The sequence below is a fragment of the Bordetella genomosp. 13 genome (assembly GCF_007679965.1).
Classification (GTDB): Bacteria; Pseudomonadota; Gammaproteobacteria; order Burkholderiales; family Burkholderiaceae_B; genus Bordetella.
Genome location: NZ_VEHL01000006.1, coordinates 110,377 through 134,425, shown reverse-complemented (window position 1 = coordinate 134,425; position 24,049 = coordinate 110,377). Strand labels below are relative to the sequence as shown.

The 24,049-nt window shown below is 68.0% G+C and carries 21 protein-coding genes; 16 read left to right on the top strand and 5 right to left on the bottom strand.

Features of this window, described 5'->3' with window-relative positions:
* Positions 1–900 carry a LysR family transcriptional regulator gene (locus FS845_RS15830; protein WP_186332304.1) on the bottom strand — a complete coding sequence of 300 codons (900 nt, stop codon included), beginning with the start codon at positions 898–900 and terminating at the stop codon, positions 1–3.
* Between the two features lie 228 nt (positions 901–1,128).
* On the opposite strand from FS845_RS15830, the gene FS845_RS15825 reads away from it, so the two are divergent.
* Genes FS845_RS15825 through FS845_RS15815 form a run of 3 tightly spaced genes read left to right on the top strand, consistent with a single transcriptional unit; the run spans position 1,129 to position 5,817 of the window.
* Positions 1,129–2,037, top strand: coding sequence for a Bug family tripartite tricarboxylate transporter substrate binding protein (locus FS845_RS15825; protein ID WP_260986303.1), 909 nt, complete (start codon positions 1,129–1,131; stop codon positions 2,035–2,037).
* A 41-nt stretch (positions 2,038–2,078) separates the two neighbouring features.
* A complete protein-coding gene (locus tag FS845_RS15820; RefSeq protein WP_144636998.1) occupies positions 2,079–4,133 on the top strand; it encodes a hydantoinase/oxoprolinase family protein in 2,055 nt (684 codons plus the stop codon).
* On the top strand, positions 4,126–5,817 hold the full coding sequence (locus tag FS845_RS15815; RefSeq protein ID WP_144636996.1) for a hydantoinase B/oxoprolinase family protein: 1,692 nt from the start codon (positions 4,126–4,128) through the stop codon (positions 5,815–5,817). Before FS845_RS15820 ends, FS845_RS15815 begins: the two co-directional genes overlap by 8 nt.
* Before the next feature lie 46 nt (positions 5,818–5,863).
* Here the strand turns inward: FS845_RS15815 and FS845_RS15810 are convergent, their stop codons facing one another.
* Positions 5,864–6,673 carry a GntR family transcriptional regulator gene (locus tag FS845_RS15810; protein ID WP_144636994.1) on the bottom strand — a complete coding sequence of 270 codons (810 nt, stop codon included), beginning with the start codon at positions 6,671–6,673 and terminating at the stop codon, positions 5,864–5,866.
* A 134-nt stretch (positions 6,674–6,807) separates the two neighbouring features.
* Here FS845_RS15810 and FS845_RS15805 point away from each other — a divergent pair, with 134 nt between their 5' ends.
* From FS845_RS15805 to FS845_RS15755, 11 genes are all read left to right on the top strand, one after another.
* Entirely contained in the window at positions 6,808–7,839 is a 1,032-nt protein-coding gene (locus FS845_RS15805; RefSeq protein WP_144636992.1) for an ABC transporter substrate-binding protein, read from the top strand.
* Between the two features lies 1 nt (position 7,840).
* Positions 7,841–8,881 (top strand): ABC transporter ATP-binding protein, encoded by a 1,041-nt coding sequence (locus FS845_RS15800; RefSeq protein WP_144636989.1) that lies wholly within the window; start codon positions 7,841–7,843, stop codon positions 8,879–8,881.
* A gap of 2 nt (positions 8,882–8,883) precedes the next feature.
* Positions 8,884–9,738 carry an ABC transporter permease gene (locus tag FS845_RS15795; protein ID WP_144636987.1) on the top strand — a complete coding sequence of 285 codons (855 nt, stop codon included), beginning with the start codon at positions 8,884–8,886 and terminating at the stop codon, positions 9,736–9,738.
* An 11-nt stretch (positions 9,739–9,749) separates the two neighbouring features.
* Positions 9,750–10,550: an ABC transporter permease gene (locus FS845_RS15790; protein WP_144636985.1), complete on the top strand. Its 801-nt coding sequence runs from the start codon at positions 9,750–9,752 to the stop codon at positions 10,548–10,550.
* Positions 10,550–11,713, top strand: coding sequence for an NAD(P)/FAD-dependent oxidoreductase (locus FS845_RS15785; RefSeq protein ID WP_144636983.1), 1,164 nt, complete (start codon positions 10,550–10,552; stop codon positions 11,711–11,713). The genes FS845_RS15790 and FS845_RS15785 overlap by 1 nt, the downstream gene beginning before the upstream one ends.
* A complete protein-coding gene (locus FS845_RS15780; protein ID WP_144636981.1) occupies positions 11,697–12,005 on the top strand; it encodes a (2Fe-2S)-binding protein in 309 nt (102 codons plus the stop codon). Before FS845_RS15785 ends, FS845_RS15780 begins: the two co-directional genes overlap by 17 nt.
* A 17-nt stretch (positions 12,006–12,022) precedes the next feature.
* Entirely contained in the window at positions 12,023–13,501 is a 1,479-nt protein-coding gene (locus FS845_RS15775) for an NAD(P)/FAD-dependent oxidoreductase (RefSeq protein WP_260986302.1), read from the top strand.
* Positions 13,501–14,643 (top strand): NAD(P)/FAD-dependent oxidoreductase, encoded by a 1,143-nt coding sequence (locus FS845_RS15770; protein ID WP_144636979.1) that lies wholly within the window; start codon positions 13,501–13,503, stop codon positions 14,641–14,643. The genes FS845_RS15775 and FS845_RS15770 overlap by 1 nt, the downstream gene beginning before the upstream one ends.
* Positions 14,644–14,671: 28 nt before the next feature.
* Positions 14,672–15,031 carry a RidA family protein gene (locus FS845_RS15765; RefSeq protein ID WP_144636977.1) on the top strand — a complete coding sequence of 120 codons (360 nt, stop codon included), beginning with the start codon at positions 14,672–14,674 and terminating at the stop codon, positions 15,029–15,031.
* A 162-nt stretch (positions 15,032–15,193) separates the two neighbouring features.
* Entirely contained in the window at positions 15,194–16,201 is a 1,008-nt protein-coding gene (locus FS845_RS15760; protein WP_144636975.1) for a Bug family tripartite tricarboxylate transporter substrate binding protein, read from the top strand.
* A 76-nt stretch (positions 16,202–16,277) separates the two neighbouring features.
* Positions 16,278–17,825 carry a UxaA family hydrolase gene (locus FS845_RS15755; protein ID WP_144636973.1) on the top strand — a complete coding sequence of 516 codons (1,548 nt, stop codon included), beginning with the start codon at positions 16,278–16,280 and terminating at the stop codon, positions 17,823–17,825.
* A 233-nt stretch (positions 17,826–18,058) separates the two neighbouring features.
* Here FS845_RS15755 and FS845_RS15750 read toward each other — a convergent pair whose 3' ends face one another.
* A complete protein-coding gene (locus FS845_RS15750) occupies positions 18,059–18,991 on the bottom strand; it encodes a dihydrodipicolinate synthase family protein (protein WP_144636971.1) in 933 nt (310 codons plus the stop codon).
* A 161-nt stretch (positions 18,992–19,152) separates the two neighbouring features.
* On the opposite strand from FS845_RS15750, the gene FS845_RS15745 reads away from it, so the two are divergent.
* Together FS845_RS15745 and FS845_RS15740 are read left to right on the top strand one after the other, a co-directional pair.
* On the top strand, positions 19,153–20,073 hold the full coding sequence (locus tag FS845_RS15745) for a LysR family transcriptional regulator (RefSeq protein ID WP_144636969.1): 921 nt from the start codon (positions 19,153–19,155) through the stop codon (positions 20,071–20,073).
* 78 nt (positions 20,074–20,151) lie between these two features.
* A complete protein-coding gene (locus FS845_RS15740; RefSeq protein WP_144636967.1) occupies positions 20,152–21,654 on the top strand; it encodes a Fic family protein in 1,503 nt (500 codons plus the stop codon).
* A 135-nt stretch (positions 21,655–21,789) separates the two neighbouring features.
* Here the strand turns inward: FS845_RS15740 and FS845_RS15735 are convergent, their stop codons facing one another.
* A complete protein-coding gene (locus FS845_RS15735) occupies positions 21,790–23,073 on the bottom strand; it encodes an amidohydrolase family protein (protein WP_144636965.1) in 1,284 nt (427 codons plus the stop codon).
* A 16-nt stretch (positions 23,074–23,089) separates the two neighbouring features.
* Entirely contained in the window at positions 23,090–24,040 is a 951-nt protein-coding gene (locus FS845_RS15730; protein ID WP_144636963.1) for an ABC transporter permease, read from the bottom strand.
* Positions 24,041–24,049: the final 9 nt, after the last annotated feature.

Genomic DNA, 24,049 nt, shown 5'->3' with positions numbered 1-24,049 from the left:
CTACAGCGTCACCCGATCGGCGATGTACTGCCGCAGCCACGCATGCCCCGCATCGTCCTGATACCGCTCGTGCCAGTACAGCGACACGGCGATGTTCGGTAGGCCGATCGGCACTTTCAGCGTCACCGTCCTGGTGGCCGCGGCCATGGTCTTGGCAATGCTGGCCGGCATGGTCGCGATCAGGTCCGACGCGGCGATGACGAACGGACAGACCAGGTAGCTGGACAGCGTGGCCACGATGTGGCGGCTGCGGTTCTGGCCCAGCAGCACGCGGTCCACCGCGTTGCTGAAGAAGCGCGTGTGCGCCGCCAGGTCCAGGTGGCCGTACTTCAGGTAGGCATCCAGGTTCCAGCGCTTGCGCAAGGCGGGATGGCCCTCGCGCACCACGCATACCGCGGGTTCGTCGTACAGGAAGCGCGTGCGCAGGTCGGGCGACGGCTCGGGGAAGTAGCCCGCGATCAATTCCACATGGTTGGTATCCAGCATGCTCAGGCCGTGCTGCGGGCGCGCCGGCACGATGCGCAGCTGGAAATGCGGCGCGTCGCGCGCCAGGTCGGGCAGCAGGCGCGGCAGCAAGGTGAACTGCACGTAGTCGGTGGCGTACAGCGACAGCGCGCGCGACGAATGCGCCGGATCGAAGGCGTCCAGTTCGCGCGTGGCGCGCCGCCATTCCTCCAGCAGGGGCCGGAAGCGGCGATGCAGTTCGTGGGCCTGCTCGGTGGGCTGCCACGTGCCACCCTCGCGCACCAGCAGCGGATCGTTGAACAGGCGGCGCAGGCGGTTCATCGCGGCGCTCATGGCGGGCTGGCTGACGCCCAGCTGCTCGGCCGCGCGGGTCAGGCTGCGGCAGCTCATCAGCGCCTCGAAATGCAGCAGCAGGTTCAGGTCTGGATGCTTCATCGCCGGGCTCCATAAATGCCGTTGATGTCACTATAAACAAGAAACGCTGCTGTCTCTTCTTGCACAAGCCTAGTATGGCCTTGTTGTTGCAGTGAACACATGCCGGCGCACGACCGGCGACCGAAGAAGTTCTAACGACACAAGGGGTAATACATGACAGCTGGACGTTTCGTCTCGGCATGCCGGATGGCGGCCGCGGTTTTCGCGTTGGCGACATCGGCGCCGGCATTGGCCGCATGGCCGCAGGACAAGGTGGTGCGCATCGTCGTGCCGTTCGCCGCGGGCGGGTCGACCGACCTGATCGCGCGCAAGGTGGCCGAGGGCCTGGGCAAGAAGCTCAATGCCAACGTCATCGTGGAGAACCGGCCGGGCGCCGGGGGCACCGTGGGCACCGAGTACGTGGCCCGCCAGCCGGCCGACGGCTACACCATCCTGATGGGCTCGGTCAGCACGCACGGCAGCGCGGCGTGTGTGTATTCGAAGCTGCCCTACGACCCGATCAAGGATTTCACGCCGCTGTCGGTGGTGGCCACCATCCCCAATGTGCTGGTGGTGAACAAGTCGGTGCCGGCCGACAACCTGCAGCAGTTCGTGGCGCTGCTGAAGAAAGAGCCCGAAAAATATTCGTTCGCCTCCAACGGCCAGGGCACGTCGAACCACCTGGCGGCCGAGCTGTTCAAGAGCACGGCCGGCGTGTCGATGGTGCACGTGCCGTATCGCGGCTCGGGCCCGGCGCTGATCGACCTGGTCGGCGGCCAGGTCAACATGATGATGGACGTGGTGATGACGTCCTACCCCTATGTGAAGGACGGCAAGATCAAGGCGCTGGCCGTCACCTCCGACAAGCGCTCGGCCATGCTGCCCGACGTGCCCACGGTGGCCGAGTCGGGCTACCCGGGCTACGAGGCCATGGTGTGGTTCGGCATGCTGGCGCCTGCCAGGCTGCCGGAGGACATCCGCAAGCCGCTGACCGACGCGCTGGTGGCGGTGCTGCACGGCCCCGAGATGAAGCCATACCTGGAGGCCCAGGGCGCGGAAGTGTCCAACGTGGCGGGCCCGGCCTTCAGCGACATGATCAAGACCGAAGTGGCCAAGTGGTGCCAGGTGGTCAAGCAGGCCGGCATCAAGCTGGACTGAGCGCGGCGCGGGCCGCCCACACAACATAGGATGACGCACGCATGTATCGCATAGGCATAGACGTCGGGGGCACGTTCACCGACTTCACGATGATCGACGAGGGCAGCGGGCAGGTGCACTTCCACAAGGTGCCCTCGACCCCGCACGATCCTTCCGAGGCCATCCAGAACGGCATCGCGGGCCTGCTGGCCGACCACGGGGTGTCGCCCAGCCAGGTCTCGCACGTGGGGCACGGCACCACGGTGGCCACCAACCTGATCATCGAGCGCAAGGGCGCGCGCGTGGGGCTGCTGACCACGCGTGGGTTCCGCGACGTGCTGGAGATCGGCCGCCAGACGCGTCCGCACCTGTACGACTACAGCGTGGGCAAGCCGCCCGTGGCGGTGCCGCGCCAGTTCCGCATCGAGATCGACGAGCGCGTCGACGCCTCGGGCACGGTGCTGCGCGAGCTGGACGAGGCGCAGGTGCGCGCCGCGGCGCGCGTCTTCGCCGACGGCGGGATCGAGGCGGTGACGATCTGCTTCCTGCATTCCTACCGCAATCCCGGCCACGAGCGGCGCGCCGCCGAGATCGTGGCCGAGGAGCTGCCGGGGGTGTACGTCAGCATGTCCAGTGAGGTGCTGCCCGAGTTCCGCGAGTACGAGCGGCTGTCCACGACCGTGCTGAACGCCGCGGTGGGGCCGCGCATGGAACGCTATCTGGAGCGCTTCCTGGCGCGTACCCGCGAACTGGACATCGCGCACGAGCCGCACACCATCCATTCCAACGGCGGCCTGATGTCGATCAACACGGTGCGCCGCTATCCGGTGCGCACCTGCCTGTCCGGCCCGGCGGCCGGCGTGGTGGGCGCGGCCGCGGTGGGCCGGGTGATCGGCAGTCCCAACCTGGTGACCTTCGACGTGGGCGGCACCAGCACCGACGTGTCGCTGGTGGTGGACGGCCAGCCGCTGTTCACCTCGCATCGCCACGTGGCCGGCTATCCGGTCAAGACGCCGATGGTCGACATCCACGTTATCGGCGCGGGCGGCGGCAGCATCGCGTGGATGGACGATGCCGGCGCGCTGAAGGTCGGTCCGCACAGCGCGGGCGCGGTACCGGGCCCGGTGGGCTACGGCCGCGGCGGCACCGAACCGACCATCACCGATGCCGAGATCGCGCTGCAGCGCCTGAACCCCGTGTCGCTGCTGAAGGGCCGCATGGCGGTGCATGCCGAGGCGGCGCGCAACGTGATCCAGCAGAAGGTCGCCCAGCCGCTGGGCCTGACGATGGAGGACGCGGCCGAAGGCATCCTGCGCATCGCGGCGGCCAACATGAGCCGCGCGATCCGCGCCGTGTCCACCGAGCGAGGCTACGCGCTGAGCGATTTCGCGCTGTACGCCTACGGCGGCGCGGGCCCGCTGCACGCGGTGGAAGTGGCCGAGGAGTGCGGCATCCCGCGCGTGATCGTGCCGCAGGAGCCGGGCACCATGTGCGCGCGCGGCATCCTGCTCAGCGACATCTCGTTCGATTTCGTGCGCAGCGAGATCTCGCTGGCGTCCGAGGCCAACTGGCCGCACGTGCAGTCCGTCTTCGCCGAGCTGGACCAGCAGGCGCAGGACTGGCTGGAGGCCGAGCGCGTGGCGCCCGACATGCGCCAGGTGCGCATGGCCATCGACGCGCGCTACGAGGGCCAGAACTTCGAGGTGCAGGTGGCGATGGACGACGCCGCGCAGGGCTGCGCGGAGTTCCTGCGCCGCTTCGGCGACGCGCACGAACGCGAGTACGGCTACACGGTGGACGACCGCGGCGTGCAGATCATCAACTGCCGCCTGCAGGCGGTGGGACAGGTCATCAAGGCGCCGCTTGCGCCGCGCCACGTGGAGGGCAGCCTGGCCCTGGCGCGCATGGGCGAGCGCCGCGCGTACTTCGGCGCCGCGGCGGGCTGGCTGGAATCGCCCGTGTACGACCGCGACCTGCTGCCGGCCGGCACGCAATTCACCGGCCCGGCGCTGGTGGAGGAAATGAGCTCGACCACGGTGATCGGCCCCGGCCAGCACGTCACCGTGGACGACTACGGAAACCTGATCATTCTGCTGCAAGGAGGCCAGCATGGCTGAGACGCTCGAAGCCCCGGTCCTGGCGGACCCGATCGGCATGGAGGTGTTCTGCAACCGCCTGTTGTCGATTACCGAGGACATGAACAACACGCTGGTGCGCGCGTCGTTCTCGACCAACATCAAGGAGCGCAAGGACTGCTCGGTGGCGCTGTTCGACGCCGCCGGGCGACTGGTGGCGCAGGGCACGCAGATTCCCCTGCACCTGGGCTCGCTGGACGGCGCCATGCGCGCCATCCTGGCCGCCTACAAGCCCCAGGACATCCGCGACGGCGACATCTTTATCTGCAACGACCCCTACCTGGCCGACGGCAGCCACCTGCCCGACATCAACATCGTCACGCCGGTGTTCTGGGAAGGCACGCTGCGCTTCTTCGCCGCCAACATCGCGCACCACTCGGACGTGGGCGGCGCGGTGCCCGGCTCGATCGCGGGCGGCCTGAAGTCGATCTTCGAGGAAGGCATCCGCATCCCCGCCTGCCGCATCGGCCGCAACGGCGAGGTGGACGAGGACATGCTGCGCCTGATCTCTTCCAACACCCGCGACCCGGAAGAGCGCGTGCTGGACCTGCGCGTGCAGATGGCCACCAACCGCCGCGGCGCGGCCGCCGTGCAGGGCCTGATCCGCCAGATGGGCCTGGACGCCGTGCTGCGCTCGGTGGACGACGTCATCACCTACACGCGCCGCCGCCTGCAGAACCGCATCGCCGAGCTGAAGGAAGGCAGCTATGCCTTTCGCAGCGACCTGGACGACGACGGCATGGGCGGCGACCCGGTGCCCATCCAGGTGACGCTGACGGTATCCGCCGGTACGCTGCATTTCGACTTCGAGGGCACGGGCAAGCAGGCGCGCGGCGCCATGAACCTGCCCTTCAACGCCCTGCGCGCGTGCGTGTACTACGCCGTGAAGGCGCTGCTGGACCCGGACCTGGCGCCCAACGCGGGCCTGTTCGACCCGATCTCGGTGTCGGCGCCGCTGGGCACCATCACCAATCCCGAGGCGCCCGCCGCGGTGGGCGCGCGTTCGATCACCGCGCAGAAGGTGGCCGGCACCATCTTCGGCGCCTTCCGCGGCCTGCTGCCGCCTGAGCGCATCATGGCCTCGGGCAATGACTGCTGCCCGGCCATCACGTTCTCGGGCCGCTGGCCCAGCCGCGCGGGCGACTTCGTGTACCTGGAAACCCTGGGCGGCGGCGCTGGCGCGCGCTACGACACGGACGGCATGGACGGCGTGCACGTGCACATGACCAACACGTCCAATCTGCCGGTGGAAGCGCTGGAGAACGAGTATCCGCTGCTGATGGACGAGTACGCGCTGATCGCCGATTCGGGCGGCCCCGGCCGCACGCGCGGCGGCCTGGCGATCGCCAAGCAGATCCGCGCGGTCGGCCCCGGCGTGGTGTTCTCGGCCCGTTCGGACAGCCACGTCGTGGGCGTGGCCAGCGGGGTGGCGGGCGGCGGCGACGGCCGGCGCGCGCGGCTGGTGCGCAACTTCGGCACGCCGCAGGAAGAAGTGCTGTTCTCCAAGACCGCTAACATTCCGCTGGCGCCGGGCGAGAGCGTGCGCATCGAGACGCCCGGAGGCGGCGGCTACGGCAGCCCGGCCGAACGGCCGCGCGCCAGGCTGGAGCGCGACCTGCTGGACGGCAAGGTCACCCGGGAGCACGCGGCGGCCTACGCGCAATAGGCCTGCGCGGGAACGGCGATCCGGTCTCCCGCGGGGAACCGGGCGCCTATTCCGGCCAGTCCACCTTCAGCGACATCGAGTACTTCATCTTGTTGTGCGGAAAGGTGGTGACCGTGACCAGCATGGGCGTGCTGTCCTCGCCGAAGTAGCGGCGCGTGATGACCAGCCCCGCCGACTTGGGCGCGACCTTCAGCAGTTCCGCGATTTCCTTGGCGATGGGCGTGGCCGAGAATTCCTGCGCGACTTCGCTGACGCGCTGGCTGTAGCGGGTCTCGATCAGGCCGGACAGGGGCAGGTGCACGCGGCCGATGTCGGCCTCGATGGCGGCGTAGTCGGGATGGATGTAGGCCTCGGAGAACGCCACGGGCGCGGCGCGGGCGCCCAGCAGCTTGATGGCGCGCACGTACAGCCAGGGGTGGCGATGCGGGCAGCCCAGCATGTCGGCCTGCCGCGCGTTGGCCTTGATCATGCGCACGTCGTGCACGCGCAGCGAGGCGTTCTTGATGTACTGGAACAGGTCGGACAGTTGCGAGATGCGCTGGGTGTAGCGGGTGGCCGACTTGGCGGCCTCGACGCGCGTGCCCACGCCAGGCCGGCGCGACACCATGCCGGCTTCGGTCAGCAGTCGGATGGCCTCGCGCACGGTATGCCGGCTGGCGTCGTACTGCACGCACAGCTCGTGCTCGGTGGGCAGCAGCGTCATCACCGGGTAGCGGCCGGAGCGGATGCCGCGCGCCAGGTCCTGGTAGATGGCCTTGTAACGGGGCGCGCGGGGATCTTCCGCGAGCGTGTCGGTGCCGGCGCTGAACGTGGCGCCGGGTTCCTCGGCGGGCTCGGGCGACACGGATCGGATCATGGGCTTTCCTGGGAAATCGGTAGGGAAGTAAGGGACATCACTATGTTGACGACTTTAGCGTGAACGTCCGATTATTTGTTCGGACATTCATGTCCGGACAAATTGTACGGCCAATAAAGATCGGGGGTTCAATCATGGGTAAGGTTGTTGCAGTGTTTGCCGCCGCCACGCTGGCGGCCCTGGCGTCGACGGCGGTGCATGCCCAGCAGAAGCTGGTGGTGGCCGGCTACGGCGGATCGTTCGAAGACATCATGCGCAAGGAGATCTTCCCGGCCTTCGGCAAGCAGCATGGCGTCGAGATGGACTACGTGGCGGGCAATTCCACCAACACCGTGGCGCGCCTGCAGGCCCAGAAGAGCAACCAGCAGGTCGACGTGGCCATCATCGACGACGGCCCCATGTACCAGGCCATCGCGCTGGGCTTCTGCGCGCCCATCCAGAACCTGCCCAAGGACGACATGTATGGCACGGCGCTGTACAAGGAAGACAAGGCCGTCGCCATCGGCATCGTGGCCACCGGCATCATGTACAACAAGAAGGTCTTCGAGGAGAAGAAGTGGGCCGCGCCCACCTCGTGGGCCGACCTGAAGGACCCCAAGTACAAGCAGCAGCTGGTGATCCCGCCGCTGAACAACACCTACGGCCTGCACGCGCTGGTGGAGTACGCGCGCGAAGGCGGCGGCGGCGAGAAGAAGATCGATCCCGGCTTCAAGACCTTCAAGGACCAGGTCGGCCCGAACGTGCTGGTGTACGAACCCTCGCCCGGCAAGATGACCGAGCTGTTCTCCAGCGGCCAGGCCATCATCGGCGTGTGGGGCAGCGGCCGCGTGAAGTCCTTCGCCGATACGGGCTTCCCGGTGGGCTTCGTGTATCCGCGCGAGGGCGCGTATGCGCTGCTGTCGTCGGCCTGCCCCGTGGCCAAGCCGAATCCGAACCCGCTGGCGCAGGCCTTCGTCAGCTATCTGGTGTCGCCCGAGGTGCAGAGCAAGCTGGCCAGTAGCTACGGCTACGGCCCCGTGAACAAGAAGGCGCAGGCCAAGGACGACCCCAACGTGCCGCTGCCCATGGGCGAGCGCGCCGCCAAGCTGATCGTCATCGACTGGGACACGGTCAACCAGAACCGGGACGACTGGAACAAGCGCTGGACGCGCGAGATCGAGCGCTGACATGACTTATCTGGTGTTGAACGGGCTGACCAAGCGCTACGGCGACGTCGTTGCCGTGGACGGGGTCAGCCTGTCCGTGAATCGCGGCGAGTTCGTCTCGCTGCTGGGGCCGTCCGGGTGCGGCAAGACGACGACCCTGCAGATGATCGCGGGCTTCGTCGAACCCACCGCGGGCAGCATCGTGCTCGACGGCCGCGACATGGGCCGCATCCCGGCCAACAAGCGCGGCCTGGGCATGGTGTTCCAGAACTACGCGCTGTTCCCGCACATGACGGCCGCCGAGAACGTGGCCTTCGGGCTGGAGATGCGCGACGTGCCGCGCGCCGAGCGCGTCAAGCGCGTGGGCCAGGCGCTGGAGCTGGTGGGCCTGTCGCACCTGGCGGACCGCCATCCGGCGCGCATGTCCGGCGGGCAGCAGCAGCGCGTGGCGCTGGCCCGCGCGCTGGTCATCAAGCCGGCGGTGCTGCTGCTGGACGAACCGCTGTCAAACCTGGACGCCAAGCTGCGCGAGGAAATGCAGCTGGAGCTGCGCAGCATCCAGCGCACGGTGGGCACCACCACCATCCTGGTCACGCACGACCAATCGGAAGCGCTGGCGCTGTCCGACCGCATCGTGGTGATGAACCAGGGCCGCGCCGAGCAGGTGGCCGATCCGTTCTCGGCCTACGAGGCGCCCGTCAGCCGCTTCGTGGGCGGTTTCCTGGGCAAAGCCAACCTGTTCACGCCGCAGCCGGTGCAGCACGAGGGCGAGGCGCGCGCGGGCATCGGCGAGGCGCGCGTCGCGCTGGACGGCGTGCCCATGCCGGCCGGCCCGGTCATCGTGCGTCCCGAGAAGATCCTGTTCTCGGAGCCCTCGGCCTGTGCCCTGCCGGGCAAGCTGAAGGCCCGCGTGTTCCAGGGCAACCACTGGCTGTGCCAGGTCGAGACTTCGGTGGGCGACGTGCTGGTGATCCGCCAGAACGACGGCGTGCCGGTGCCGCAGGAAGGCAGCCCGGTGCATCTGCGCTGGCGCGCGGAAGACATGCGGCCGGTCGGAGAATAGGAATGAGCGAACGCGCCAACCCCTGGCTGCTCAGCACGCCCGCCATCGTGGTGTACGGCACTTTCCTGGCCGTGCCACTGGCGCTGGTGTTCCTGATCAGCTTCTTCAACTTCGACTTCTATGGCGGCATCCAGGAAGCCGTCACGCTGAAGAACTACGTCGCCATCCTCACCGACGGCTACTACTACGAGATCTATGCGCGCACCTTCGGCGTGGCGGCCGCGGTCACCGTGGCCTGCATGGTATTGGGCACGGCGGAGGCCTACGTGCTGTCGCGCATGGCCAACCCCTGGAAAGGCCTGTTCCTGATGGTGGTGCTGGGTCCGCTGCTGATCTCGGTGGTGGTGCGCACGCTGGGCTGGGCGCTGCTGTTCGGCTCCACGGGGCTGATCAGCAAGGCGCTGCTGGCGCTGGGCCTGATCTCGTCGCCGGTCAGCCTGATGTACAGCAACCTCGGCGTGGGCATCGCGCTGACGCACGTGCTGGTGCCCTTCATGGTGATCGCGGTGTGGGCCTCGCTGCAGCGGGTCAACCCGTCCACCGAGTCGGCCGCGCTGTCGCTGGGCGCCAGCCAGTTCACGGTGATCCGCCGCGTGATCGTGCCGCAGGTGATGCCGGGCATCCTGTCGGGCTCGATCATGGTGTTCGCCATGGCGGCCAGCGCGTTCGCCACGCCCGCCATCATCGGCGGCCGGCGATTGAAGACGGTGGCCACGGCAGCCTACGACGAGTTCCTCAACACGCTGGACTGGCCGCTGGGCGCCGCCCTGGCGATGCTGCTGCTGCTGGCCACCGTGGTGGTGCTGCTGGCGTCCAACCGCATGGTCGAGCGCCGCTACAACGCGGTCTTCAACTGAACGAGGCCAACATGAATTCCCGCAACGGCCCGCTGGCCCTGCTGTTCCACGCGGTCTTCATCGCCTTCATCCTGGCGCCCATCGTGATGGTGTGCGCGGTGGCGTTCACGTCGGAAGGCTTCATCTCGCTGCCCTCCGGCGGCCTGTCGCTGCGCTGGTTCCGCGCCATCCTGGACAACCCGCGCTTCATCGAGGCGTTCTGGTTCAGCCTGGGGCTGGGCGCGCTGTCGGCCACCCTTGCCATCGTGCTGGCGGTGCCGGGCGCGCTGGCCATCGCGCGCAACCGCTTCCGCGGCCGCGAGGCCCTGCTGGCCTTCTTCATGTCGCCGCTGATGATCCCGCACGTGGTGCTGGGCCTGGCCTTCCTGAAGTTCTACACCACCGTCAGCCTGGTTGGCACGTATTTCGGGCTGGTGGTGGCGCACGTCATCATCATCATGCCGTACGCGCTGCGGCTGGTGCTGGCCTCGGCCACGGGCATCGACCCGGCGCTGGAGCGCGCCGCGCTGTCGTTGGGCGCCTCCGGCTGGACGGCATTCCGGCGCGTGGTGCTGCCGCTGGTGCTGCCGGGCGTGATCAGCGGCTGGGTGATCGCCTTCATCACCAGCTTCGACGAGCTGACGATGTCGATCTTCCTGGCCTCGCCGTCGACCACCACGCTGCCCGTGCGCATTTTCCTGCACATCGAGGACACCATCGACCCGCTGGTGACGGCCGTGTCGGCGGTGCTGATCTACGCGACGGCGATCGCGATTTTCATCCTGGACCGCGCGATCGGCCTGGAAAAACTGTTTGTCGGAAAGGGACGTTGATGAATCAGCAGACGGTGCCCCCGCCCGGGGGCGCGGCGCCGCAAGGCGGGGTCCACGATGCGGTGGTGATCGGCGGCGGCCTGGTCGGATCGGCCATCGCCTATGGCCTGCGCCGCTCGCTCGAGCGCGTGGCGGTGCTGGACGAAGGCGACGTGGCGTTCCGCGCCTCGCGCGGCAACTTCGGCCTGGTATGGGTGCAAAGCAAGGGAATGGGCTTGCCGCGCTATGGTTCCTGGACCATCAGTTCCGCGGAGCTGTGGCCGCAACTGGCCGCCGAGTTGCTGGACAAGACCGGCGTGGACGTGCGCCTGGAACAGAATGGCGGCCTGCATCCGGTGCTGTCGGACGAGGAATTCGACGCGCGCGTGCAGTTCATGACCAAGCTGCAGCAGCAGCCCGGCATGCCGCAGTACGCCTGGAAGATGCTTGACCGCAAGGAACTGGCCGACGTCATGCCCGGCATCGGGCCCGACGTGCGCGGCGCCAGCCTGACGTCGGTGGACGGCATCGCCAATCCGCTGAAGCTGCTGCGCGCGCTGCATGCGTCCTTCGCGCACGACCGCGTCGATTACCTGCCGCGTCGCAAGGCCACGGGCATCCGTCGCGACGACGGCGGCGTGTTCCACGTCGACACGCCGCAGGGCACGCTGCGCGCGCGCCGCCTCGTGCTGGCCGGCGGCCTGGGCAATCCCGAGCTGGCCAGACATATCGGCCTGGACCTGCCGGTGCGGCCGCAACGCGGCCAGATCATCGTGCTGGAACGCACCAGGCCCGTGCTGAAACTCCCGCTGAGCACGCTGCGCCAGATGGACGAGGGTTCGTGGCTCATCGGCGATTCGCAGGAAGAGGCCGGCTATGCCGACGAGGTCGCCGGCCTGCCCGTGCTGGGCACGCTGGCCGACCGTGCCGTGCGCACCCTGCCCGCGCTGCGCGACGTGCGCGTGGTGCGGTCGTGGGCCGCGCTGCGGGTGATGTCGCGCGACGGCTTCCCCATTTACGAGCAGTCCGAGACCTGTCCGGGCGCGTTTGTGGCCACCTGCCACAGCGGCGTCACGCTGGCCGCGGCCCATGCGCTCAAACTCGCTCCCATGATCGCCGCCGACGCGCTGGCCGACGACATGGCGCCGTTTTCCACCCGGAGGTTCCATGTTCAAGAGGCTTGATGCGGCCGCGGACCAGGCCGCCCGCACGCCGGTTCGCATCACGGTCGACGGTGCCGAGCTCGGCTGCCGTCAGGGCGACAGCGTGGCCGCCGCCCTGTTCGCCGCGGGCCACGCCGACTGCCGCGACACGGCGGTGGGTGAAGTGCCGCGCGGCCCGTACTGCATGATGGGCGTCTGCTACGACTGCCTGGTCACCATCGACGGCCAGCCCAACCGCCAGGCGTGCATGACGCCGGTGCACGAAGGCATGAAGATCGAGCGCCAGCGCGGCGCGCGCGAGGTGCGCTCATGAACCAGGCGGATTCCTCCATGGGCGCATACCCGGGCGCACGGCACGAAGGCGAACCGATGAACCTGTCGCGTTGCGAGCTGCTGGTGATCGGCGCCGGGCCCGCCGGCCTGGCCGCCGCCACGACGGCCGCGAAACTGGGCGTGGACACGCTGCTGCTGGACGAGCAGCCCGCGCCCGGCGGCCAGATCTATCGCGCCATCACCACCACGCCGGTGGCGGACAAGCGCATCCTGGGCGAGGACTACTGGCACGGCGCCAGCCTGGTCGAACCCTTCCGCGCCAGCGGCGCGCGCTACGAGCCCGGCGCCACGGTGTGGGCCGTGTCGCGGATGACGGCGGAGGCACCCGAGAAGGGCTTCGAGGTGGCGTATTCCGTGGACGGACAGGCCCGCATGGTCCAGGCCCGACACATCCTGCTGGCCACCGGCGCGCAGGAGCGCCCCTTTCCCATCCCGGGCTGGACCCTGCCCGGCGTGATCACCGCGGGCGCCGCGCAGATCCTGTTGAAGTCGGCGGGCCTGGTGCCCAGCGGGCCCACGGTTCTTGCCGGCTGCGGTCCGCTGCTGTACCTGGTGGCGTGGCAATACCTGAATGCCGGCGCGAAGATCGACGCCTTGCTGGAGACCATGCCGGCGGGCCGCGTGGCGCAGGCGCTGCCGCATGCGTGGGACTTCCTGCGTTCGCCGTATCTGGGCAAGGGCCTGAAGCTGATGCGCGCGGTGAGGGCGGCGGTGCCCATCGTGAGGGACGTGCGCGAGTTGCAGGCAGTGGGTGACGGCAAGCTGCAATCGGTGCGTTACACGGCGGGCGGCCGCCAGCACGAGCGCCCCGTCGAGCAGCTGATGCTGCACCAGGGCGTGGTGCCCAACGTCAACCTGTCGCGCGCCGTGGGCGTGCAGCACGAGTGGAACGCCGCGCTGGACTGCTGGCAGCCCAAGGTGGACGAATGGGGCGCGACCTCCGTGCCCGACATCGGCATCGCGGGCGACGGCGCGGGCATCGCGGGGGCCCTGGCCGCCGAGCATCGCGGCCGCCTGGCGGCGCTGAATGCCGTGAAGATGCTGGGCCGCATCAAGGCCGCGCAGCGCGACCAGCAGGCCGTGCCGCATCGCCAGGCATTGGCGCGCGCGGTGCGTGGCCGGGCCTTCTTCGACACGCTGTACAAGGCGTCCGACGCGTACCGGCGTCCCACCGGCGACACCATCGTGTGCCGCTGCGAGGAGGTCACCGCGCAGCAGGTGCGCGACACCGTGGCGCTGGGCTGTTCGGGCCCCAACCAGATGAAGGCCTTCCTGCGTTGCGGCATGGGCCCGTGCCAGGGCCGCTTCTGCGGCCTGACCGTCAGCGAGCTGATCGCCGAGGAACGCGGCGTGCCGGTCAGCGAGGTGGGCTACTACCGCCTGCGCTTCCCGACCAAGCCGCTGACGCTGGGCGAGCTGGCCACGCTGCCGCAGACCGACGCCTCGCGGCAGGCGGTGGTGCGCCTGAAGAAATAATGGCCGACTCGCACAGTGCCGAGGTGATCATCGTGGGCGGCGGGCTGCACGGCAGCTCGGCCGCGCTGCACCTGGCGCGCGCGGGCGTCCCGGCGCTGGTGATCGAGAAGAACTACGCCGGCCGCCATGCTTCGGGCGTGAACGCGGGCGGCGTGCGCACGCTGGGCCGACATCTTGCCGAAGTGCCGCTGGCGCTGGCGTCGCGCGAGCTCTGGTATCGCATCGGCGATCTCGTCGATGACGACTGCGGCTTCGAACAGCACGGCCAGGTGCGCGTGGCCGAGAACGAGGCGGACGTGGCCACGCTGACGGCGCGGCTGCAGGCCATGCATGCCCACGGCTACACGCACGAGGAATGGATCGGCGCCGATGAACTGCGCGCGATGATCCCGCGCATCGCGCCCACGGTGCGGGGTGGCGTCATCGCCCGCGGCGACGCGGCGGCCGATCCCTATCGCACCACGCTGGCGTTTCGCCGCAAGGCCGCCAGCCTGGGCGCGCGCTTCCTGGAAGGCGTGCGCGTGCACGAGACGCGCCGCGACGGCGCGCAGTGGACGGTGACGACCAGCGCGGGCACGTACACGGCGCCCACGCTGCTCAACTGCGCGGGCGCCTGGGCCGACCGCGTGGCCGGGCAATGGGATGAGCCCGTGCCCCTGCAGGCCATCAGTCCCATGATGCTGGTGACGCTGCGCATGCCGCACTTCCTGGACCCCGTGGTGATCGGCACCGGCCGTCCGCTGTCATTCAAGCAGCGCGGCAACGGCACCGTGCTGATCGGCGGCGGCCGGCGCGCGTGGGTGGACCGCGAAGCCGAGTGGACCGAGCTGGACTTCCGCTCGCTGGGCGAAGGCGCGCGCACGGTGTGCGACCTGTTTCCCCACATGGAAGGCGCCGTGGTCAATCGCGGCTGGGCCGGCATCGAGGCCTGCATGCCCGACGAGATTCCCGTGATCGGTCCCAGCCTGCGGCGCGAACGCGCCTTCCATGCCTTCGGCTTCTCGGCTCATGGCTTCGAGCTCGGGCCCATCGTCGGCCGCCTGCTGTGCGAGTTGGTGACGCAGGGCACGGCCAGCCTGCCCATCGAACCCTTCAGCATCGGGCGCTTCGTGCGCACCGGTCATCCTTCCGGTCCGCAGTGACCGCATTCATCTTCAGGAGCAGTACGGCATGAACGACATCGTGCGCATGGATTCCAACGCCAAACTCAGCCGCATCGTGATCCACGGCGACACCGTGTACGTGGCGGGCGTCACCGCCAACGAACCCGGCGGCATCGAGGCGCAGACGCGCGGCGTGTTGGCCAAGATCGACACCTATCTGGCGCAGGCCGGCACCGACAAGTCGCGCATGCTGCAGGTGCAGGTCTGGCTGAAGGACATCGACCGCGACTTCGCGGGCATGAATTCGGTATGGGCCGAATGGGCGCCCAAGGACGCGATGCCCACGCGCGCCACGTGCGAGGCCAAGCTGGCGTCGCCGGACCTGCTGGTGGAGATCATCGTGACGGCGGCCCGCACGCCTTCCTGACGCGCACGCTTTCCCAAGGGTTGAGAACATAAAAATCTTATGGTCTGAACCTACTCAAGCGTACTTGAACCGGGGTATCGGCGCGGCCAGAATAGGCCTGCCCGTCCCGGTTGCCCTGCCGCCCGGACGGCACATCCATACCTAGAAAATCCGGAGACAACCATGTTCACCCCGCTGCTGCGGCCCCTGCTGGGCCGGCTCGCCCTCACCTCCTGTACGCTGGCGCTCACGCTGGGCGCTGCCGCGCAGGCAAGCGCCCAGGACGCCTTCCCCGACCGTCCCCTGCGCCTGGTGGTGGGCTTCGCGCCCGGCGGCGGCGCCGACGTGGTGGCGCGGCTGATCGGCGCGCGGGCGTCGCAGGCGCTGGGCCAGCAGGTGGTGGTCGAGAACCGGCCCGGGGCCACGGGCACCATCGCGGCGGACAACGTGGCGCGTTCCAAGCCCGACGGCTATTCGCTGTTCCTGGGCTCGCAGTCGACCATGCTGGTGGCGCCCTCGCTGTACCCGCAGCTGCCCTTCAATCCGTCGAAAGACTTCACGCCGGTGACGATGATGGTGTCGATGCCGCTGGTGCTGGTGGTCAATCCCAAGCTGGTGCAGGCCAGGACCGTGGCCGAGCTGGACGCGCAGATCCGCAAGTCGGGCAACGGCGGCACGACCTACGCGTCGTCGGGCCAGGGCGGGCCGCAGCACATCGCCGGAGAGCTGTATTCGCATCGCCTGAAGACGCCCGTGACGCACGTGCCCTACAAGGGCGAGGCGCCCGCCATCACCGACGTGCTGGGCGGCCAGGTGCCCTTCATGTTCGCCAACCTGCCCGTGGCCATGCCCTACGTGAAGTCGGGGCAGTTGCGCGCGCTGGCCGTGACGAGCCTGCAACGCGATCCCAAGGCGGCCGACCTGCCAACCATGGCCGAGTCGGGCTACGACGGCTTCGAGGTGCTGACCTGGTACGGCATCTTCGCGCCTGCCGGCACGCCCAAGCCCGTCGTCGACAAGCTGTACGGCGCGGTGCAGACCTCGCTGCAGGACAACGCCACGCGCGACAAGCTCGCCGAACAGGGGTTCACCGTGGTCGGCACCGATCCTGACAAGTTCTCGGCCTTCATCAAGCAGGAAGTGCCGCGCTGGGCGTCGACCATCCGCGACCTCGGCATCCGCCCCGAGTGAGAACCGAGCCGCCTTGCGCGAGGCCACCGTGCGGCTCGCGCGAGGCTTTTTTCCGTATGAACAGGCCGTAGCCATCATGATCGATCAATCCGCAAAACGGGCCAGCGGCCCCATCATCCGTTTGCATCCCTCCGACAACATCGTGGTGGCGCGCGTGCCGGTGGGCATCGGCACCGACGTGCCCAGCGAGGGCTTCACGTCGCGCAGCCAGGTGCCGGCCGGCCACAAGATCGCCGCGCGCGACCTGCGCCTGGGCGAGCCCATCCTGAAATACAACGTCTGTATCGGCTTCGCCGCCGCCGACATTCCGGCTGGCACGTACGTGCACTCGCACAATACCGAGTTCCGCGAGTTCGACCGCGATTACGCGCATGGCCGCGATTACGTCGAGACACCCGTGCTGCCAGAGGCCCGGCAGGCCACGTTCCAGGGCATCGTGCGCGCCAACGGCCAGGTGGGCACGCGCAACTACGTGGGCATCCTGTCGACCGTGAACTGTTCGGCCACGGTGGTGCACCGCATCGCCGAAGCCTTCACGCCCGAGGTGATGAAGCAGTATCCCAACGTGGACGGCGTGGTGGCGCTGAGCCATGGCCTGGGCTGCGGCATGGAGATGTCGGGCGAGCCGATGGACCTGCTGCGCCGGACCATCGGCGGCTACGCATGCCATGCCAACTTCGCGGGCGTGCTGATCGTGGGCCTGGGCTGCGAGCGCAACCAGCTGGACGCGCTGCTGAAGGACCAGGGCCTGCAGGCCGGCGAACGCATCCGCACCTTCGTGATGCAGGAGACGGGCGGCACGCGCAAGACCATCGAGGCCGGCGTGGCCGCGGTGCGCGAACTGCTGCCCGCCGCGAACGACGTGCGGCGTGAAACCGTGTCCGCGCGGCATCTGAAGATCGGCCTGCAGTGCGGCGGATCGGACGGGTTCTCGTCGATCACGGCGAACCCCGCGTTGGGCGCGGCCATGGACATCCTGGTGCGCCATGGCGGCACGGCCATCCTGTCGGAGACGCCCGAAATCTACGGGGTCGAGCACACGCTGACCTCGCGCGCGCAAAGCCGCGAGGTGGGCGAGAAGCTGGTCAGCCGCATCCGCTGGTGGAAGGACGAGTACTCGCCGGGCCGCGACGTGCAGATCAACGGCAAGGTCAGTCCCGGCAACCAGATGGGCGGGCTGGCCAACATCTTCGAGAAGTCGCTGGGATCGTCGATGAAGGGCGGCACCACCGGGCTGATGGAGGTGTATCGCTACGCCGAGCCGGTGCGTCAGGCGGGGTTCGTGTTCATGGACACGCCGGGATTCGATCCGGTGTCGGCGACGGGACAGATCGCGGGCGGGGCGAACATCATCTGCTTCACCACGGGGCGAGGGTCGATGTTCGGCGCCAAGCCGGTGCCGTCGATCAAGCTGGCGACCAATACGCCGATGTACGAGCGGCTGACCGAGGACATGGACGTGAATTGCGGCCAGGTGCTGGACGGGACGGCGACGATGGCGGAGATGGGGGAGCAGATTTTCGCGGAGATCCTGCGAGTGGCGTCAGGGGGGAGGACGCGCAGCGAGGAGTTGGGGTTGGGGGATCATGAGTTTGTTCCGTGGAACATTGGCGTGACTAGTTGAGAGTTGTTTTGGGGTGGTTCATTTTCATGCGGCGGTTTGTGTTCTTCTGACGCCGCAGGCTTGCCTGCGAAGTCTCGTCCTCGCGCTTTCGCGCTGCGGGCGAGACTTCTCCGGTAAGCCTGCGGCTTGCAGTTGCGCAATTCGACGGGTCGCAACGCGGTTGTGTGAGAGAGAAAAAGCCCGATCCGGCTTTCGCCGGATCGGGCTTATGTTGGTACTGCGTGGTGGTGGGATTAAGCAGCCAGCGACTTCGCGTCGGGCATGGTGAAGCCCGATTTTTCCAGTTCTGCGCACAGTGCGTCGGCCTGGGTTTTTTCCAGTTCGACCAGCGGGGCGCGGACGTGGCGCCAGTCGGCGTCGCCGGATTGCCAGGCGATGGCGGCCTTCATGGCGGGGATCATGGGGTAGCGCTGGAAGATGCCGCGCGTGGTGTCCAGGGCGGCCTGGCGGTCGTCGGCGTCGGCGTCCTGCCAGTGCTTGAACAGGTCGACGATGGGGCCGGGGTTGACGTTGCCGGTGGCGGTGATGCAGCCGGCGCCGCCGCCGCGCAGGGTGCGCAGCAGGAAGACCTCGCTGCCTGCGAAGACCTGGAAGCCGCGCGGGGCGTGGCGTTCCAGCATGGCGGAGGTGTTGGCCCAGTCGCCCGAGCTGTCCTTCACGCCGGCCACGATGCCGGGATAGCGGTCGAGCAGGCGGTCGATCAGGTCCAGGCTGATGGGCACCTGCGCCACGGGCGGGATGTGATAGAGGAAGATGCGCAGGCGCTCGTCGGCCACGCCTTCGATCAGGCCCGCGAAATAGCGGAACAGGCCTTCATCGCTGACGCCCTTGTAGTAGAACGGCGGCAGCACCAGCACGCCGGCGCAGCCGGCCTGCACGGCGGTGCGGGTGAGTTCGATGGCATCGGGCAGCGCGCACGCGCCGGTGCCGGGCATCAGCGCGGAGGGCTCGACGCCGGCTTCCAGCAGCGCGGCCAGCAGCTTCTGCTTTTCGCCGACGGTGAGGGAATTCGCTTCGGAGTTGGTGCCGAACACCGCCAGGCCCACGTCCTGCCCGCGCAGCCAGCGGCAATGCTTGACGAAGCGTTCGGTGCTGGGGCGGCCCTGGGCGTCGAACGGCGTGAGGACCGGCGAGAATACGCCGGACAGTCCTGTGGAATTGGGCATTGCGACAGTCTCCATGACGTTGCGGCGGCGGACGCCGGTGCGGACTTCGATTCTGGCACCATGTGGGCTTGCGCGAAAAGCTGTTTGTACAGCTTTCAGAACATAGAATTATTGGGGTCTCGCCGCAATGCGGCGGGTACGCCCGCACGGAGTGGACATCCATGGACACGCAGTTCCTGCAGAGTTTCGTGTCGGTGGTCGAGGCCGGATCGCTGGCCGAGGCCGCGCGCCGGCTGGACCTGACGCCGGCCGCCATCGCCGCGCGCGTGCGCGCGCTGGAGCAGGAACTGGGCACGACGCTGGTGCGGCGCGCGGGTCGCCACGTGAAACCGACCGAGGCCGGCCTGCGCATGCTGGAGCGCGCCCGCCTGGTGCTGCGCGACGTGCGCGACCTGCGGGCCAGCGCCGGCGACGACGCGCCGCTGGGCGAACTGCGCGTGGGCGTGTCGGTGTCGGCGCTGACCGGCGTGATGCCGCCCGTGCTGACGCGGCTCTATCGCCGCTATCCCTCGCTCAGCGTGTATGTCGAGCCCGGCACGTCCAGCCACCTGTATCACCGCACCATCGGCGGACACGTGGACGTCGCCTTCATCGTGCAGCCGCAGTTCGCGCTGCCCAAGGGCTATGGATGGCGCACCATCGCCGAAGAGCCGCTGGTGGTGCTGGCGCATCCCGACGTCGCCACGGACGACGCGCACCAGCTGATGGCCGGGCAGCCCTTCATCCGCTACGACCGCGCGGCGTGGGGCGGGCGCATGGCCGACCGCTACCTGCGCCAGCACGGCATCCGGCCGCACGAGCGCCTGGAGATCGACGGATTGATGGCGATTGCCAGCATGGTGCGCGAAGGCCTGGGCGTGTCGCTGGTGCCCGACTGGGCGCCGGAGTGGCTGGACAGCATCGGCATCGCGCGCGTGCCCCTGCCGGGCACGGCGCCGGTGCGCCGCATGGGCGTGATCTGGGCGACCCAGACGCCGCACGCGGCGCTGTCGGAGGCTTTCGTGGAAGCGACCGAGGCGGCGATGAGCGAGGCGGGAGCGCATGCGGCGGAGCGTTTGCGTGCCCGAGTGCACCAAAAATGAGTAAATTTCGAGTCTTGGTCGAATTTCGTCCCTAGAATGAGAAAAATTCGATAACTCTGACAAAATTTCGAGTCCTTCATGACAACCGTGGGCTACGCACAACTGATTGAGCGTCTCGGGCTCCGGGTTCGCCCCTTGGACAGGCGTGCCCTCATCAGCGGGTCCGTCAATCGAAAGATGGAGTCGGTCGATCAGATCGTTTTTCCAAGAGGTGTCGTGATCGAGGATTCGGTTGCCGGACACCTCGACTTCGCCTTGCGTCACGAAGGCGTGAATCTCGAAGTGATCGACGTTCTTTTCGCGCAATGGTCCGAAGCCGCTCAGTTGGCCAGTCGTTTGCGGGAATCACCGAACAGCGCGAGTTTGAGAAGGGCGTGTCACCTATGGGAGTGGTTGACCGGTAACGTCATGCCCGTCGAGGCTTCTCCCACTGCGGGATATGTCGCACTTTTTCCCGAGGACGAGTACGTCACTGCACAGCAGTCCGTGCGGGATCGAAAATTCCGTGTCAACAACAACGCGCTGGGCACGGCAGATTTTTCTCCTGTCGTGCATCGCCGGGTTTTGGCTCACGGGCCGTCCTTGCCGGAATTGCTCGAGTCCGCACGATCGACGCTTGCTTCCGTCGCCGACCCCGCGCTATATGAGCGTGCGCTCAGTTATCTCTATCTGTCGGAAACGCGAAGCAGTTTTGCCATCGAGCACGAATCCCCCAGCTCGGACAAGCAAGAGCGGTTCGTGCAATTGCTCCGCCGGGCCGGCGAGGCGGTACGGGTCGATGAAGACTGGCTAGTGAATCTGCAGAACACGGTCGTGCGCGACGTCTACAGCCAGGAGGCGTCTTACCGCTTGAAGCAGAACTGGTTGGAGGACTCGACCGGGCGGATCACTTTTTTCCCGGTCCCGCAGGATGAGTTGGCCCGTGCCATGCGGGGCTGGGAAGCATTCGTCAATGACCGCACACGTTGTACCGACGTGCTCGTGAAGGCCGCGATCGCTTCGTTCGGTTTCGTGTACCTGCACCCGTTTCTGGATGGCAACGGGAGGCTGCATCGCTTCTTCATCCATCATGTACTGGCGCATTCCGGATTGCTGCCCGGCGCCACGGTGGTGCCCGTTTCAGCTGTCATCCAGAAGCACATTCCTGACTACCTGGGCGTCCTGCAAGGCTTCTCGCAACCGGTGACCCGGATGTGGGACTACATTCGCGCGGAGCCAGACCCGATCATCCGCGCCCATCCCGGAAGCAGTGCTTACCGCTTCTTCGATGCGAGCAATGAAGTGGCATTCCTTCACCGCATGATCCGTCATGCCGTGGAAGAGGAAATCCCCAGCGAATTGGCCTGGCTGGCGGGATACGATCAGGCCTTCGCTCAATTGGACCAAGAGTTCGACCTGCCGCGAAAAGACCTGTCTGCTCTCATTCGCATGGCGCAGTCCCAGCATGGCCGACTCTCTGGCCATCGTCGTAAGCAATACAGCCATCTTCCCGCCGACGTCCTGGACAGGATCGAAGCCGTCGTCCAGCAGGCCTTTGGTCATTCAACGACCAGTACCGTCTCTGATGATGATCAAAAATGAGTTTTTTTTGGGAAAACTAGAGAAAATTATCGAAAAATGAGTATTTTTCGAGTCGCGTGAGTTTTTCTCGAAGATTTCCCGGTATGCCGCACGCATCAGGCGGGTGCTACGCCGTCGCCCTAAGCCGGGCGCACCCTATCCAGGCCGGCCCATCCGGTAATCCACCTGCCCAGGCCGCCCTTCCAGATGCAGCGTGGCGGTGGCCGGCGGCGTCTCGGCGATCAGTTTCCCGCCACGCCACACCTTCAGCCGCGTGGCGCCCAGGCGCACCGCTTCCACCGGATCGCTGGCCTGCAGCAGCACCATGTCGGCGCGCTTGCCCACTTCCAGTCCGGTCTCGTCGAGGCCCAGGATCGCGGCCGGCGTGGACGTCACCGCCTGGAAACAGGCGTGCATCGCATCGCGGCCCGTCATCTGCGCCACGTGCAGGCCCATGTGCGCGACTTCCAGCATGTCGCCCGAGCCCAGGCTGTACCAGGGGTCCATCACGCAGTCGTGGCCGAATGCCACCGGCACGCCGGCCGCCAGCAGTTCGGGCACGCGGGTCATGCCGCGCCGCTTGGGATACGTGTCGTGGCGGCCCTGGATGGTGATGTTGATCAGCGGGTTGGCGATGGCGGCCACGCCGGCCTCGCGGATCAGCGGGATCAGCTTGGACACGTAGTAGTTGTCCATGGAATGCATGGACGTCAGGTGCGAGCCCGTGACGCGGCCCTGCAGCCCCAGGCGCTGCGCCTGGAAGGCCAGCGACTCGATGTGGCGCGACATGGGGTCGTCGGTCTCGTCGCAGTGCATGTCCACGCGCAGGCCGCGTTCCGCGGCCAGTTCGCACAGGATGCGCACGGACTCCGCGCCGTCGGCCATGGTGCGCTCGAAGTGCGGGATGCCGCCCACCACGTCCACGCCCATGTCCAGTGCCCGCTTCAGGTTCTCCAGCGCGCCGGGCGAGCGCAGCACGCCGTCCTGCGGGAAGGCGACCAGTTGCAGGTCCAGGTAGGGCTTCACGCGCTCGCGCACGTGCAGCAGCGCTTCCACGGCCAGCAGGCGCGGATCGCACACGTCCACGTGCGAGCGGATGGCCAGCAGGCCGCGGCCCACGGCCCAGTCGCAATAGGCCAGCGCGCGCTCCACCAGAGCGTCCTGCGTCAGCAGCGGCTTCAGTTCGCCCCACAGCGCGATGCCTTCCAGCAGCGTGCCGGACTGGTTCACGCGCGGTTGGCCGTACGACAGCGTCGAGTCCATGTGGAAGTGCGCGTCGACGAAAGGCTGCGTCAGCAGCTGGCCGGCGGCGTCGACCGTCTGGCCGGCGGGGCCCTGTAGCGAGGGCTCGATGGCGGCGATGCGGCCATTGGCGACGCCGACGTCGACGGGGCCGCGCCCATCGGGCAACGTACAGCGGGTGATCAATAAATCGAACATGAAGCGTGAACCTCGATCAGCGTTCGCCCTTGCGATAGGGCTTCATCAGCGCCTGCGGGTAGGCGGCGCGGCGCGCCATCACCACCAGGGCGAGGATGGAAAGAATATAAGGCAGCATCAGGTAGACCTGATACGGCAGCTCGGGCAGGCCGGGCAGCGACGTGGCGCCCTGCTGCAGACGCAGCTGCAGCGCGTCGAAGAAGGCGAACACCAGCGCGCCCAGCAGCGCCTTGCCGGGCCGCCACGAGGCGAACACCACCAGCGCCACGCAGATCCAGCCGCGGCCGTTGACCATGTTGAAGAAGAAGGCGTTGAAGGCGGCCAGCGTGAGGAAGCTGCCGGCCAGGCCCATCAGCGCCGAGCCCGCCACGATGGCGCCGGTGCGCAGCCGCACGACGGACAGGCCCTGGCCCTCGGCCGCGGCGGGATTCTCGCCCACCATGCGGATGGCCAGGCCCAGCGGCGTGCGGTTCAGCACCCAGGCCACCAGCGGCACGGCGGCCAGCGCGATCAGCGTCATGGGCGTCTGGCCTGCCAGCGTGGGCCCGATCAGCGGGATGCCCGCCAGGAACTTCATCTCGGCGTAGGGCTGGATGGTGGGCGGCGTGTTCACGCTGGGAAACGTGACGCGGTAGGCGAAGTAGCTGAGGCTGGTGGCCAGCATGGTGACGCCCAGCCCCGACACGTGCTGCGACAGCCCGAGCCCCACGGTGAGGCCCGCGTGCAGCAGGCCGAACACCGCGCCCGCGGCGGCCGCGGCCAGCAGGCCCACGTACAGCGGCGCGCCCAGGTACACCACCAGCCAGCCGCTGAAGGCGCCGGCCACCATGATGCCCTCGATGCCCAGGTTCAGCACGCCGGCGCGTTCGCACAGCAGCACGCCCAGCGTGCCCAGGATCAGCGGCGTGGCCAGGCGCAGCACGGCCACCCAGAACGGCGCGGAGCCCAGCAGGTCTATCCATTCCATCTCGTATTC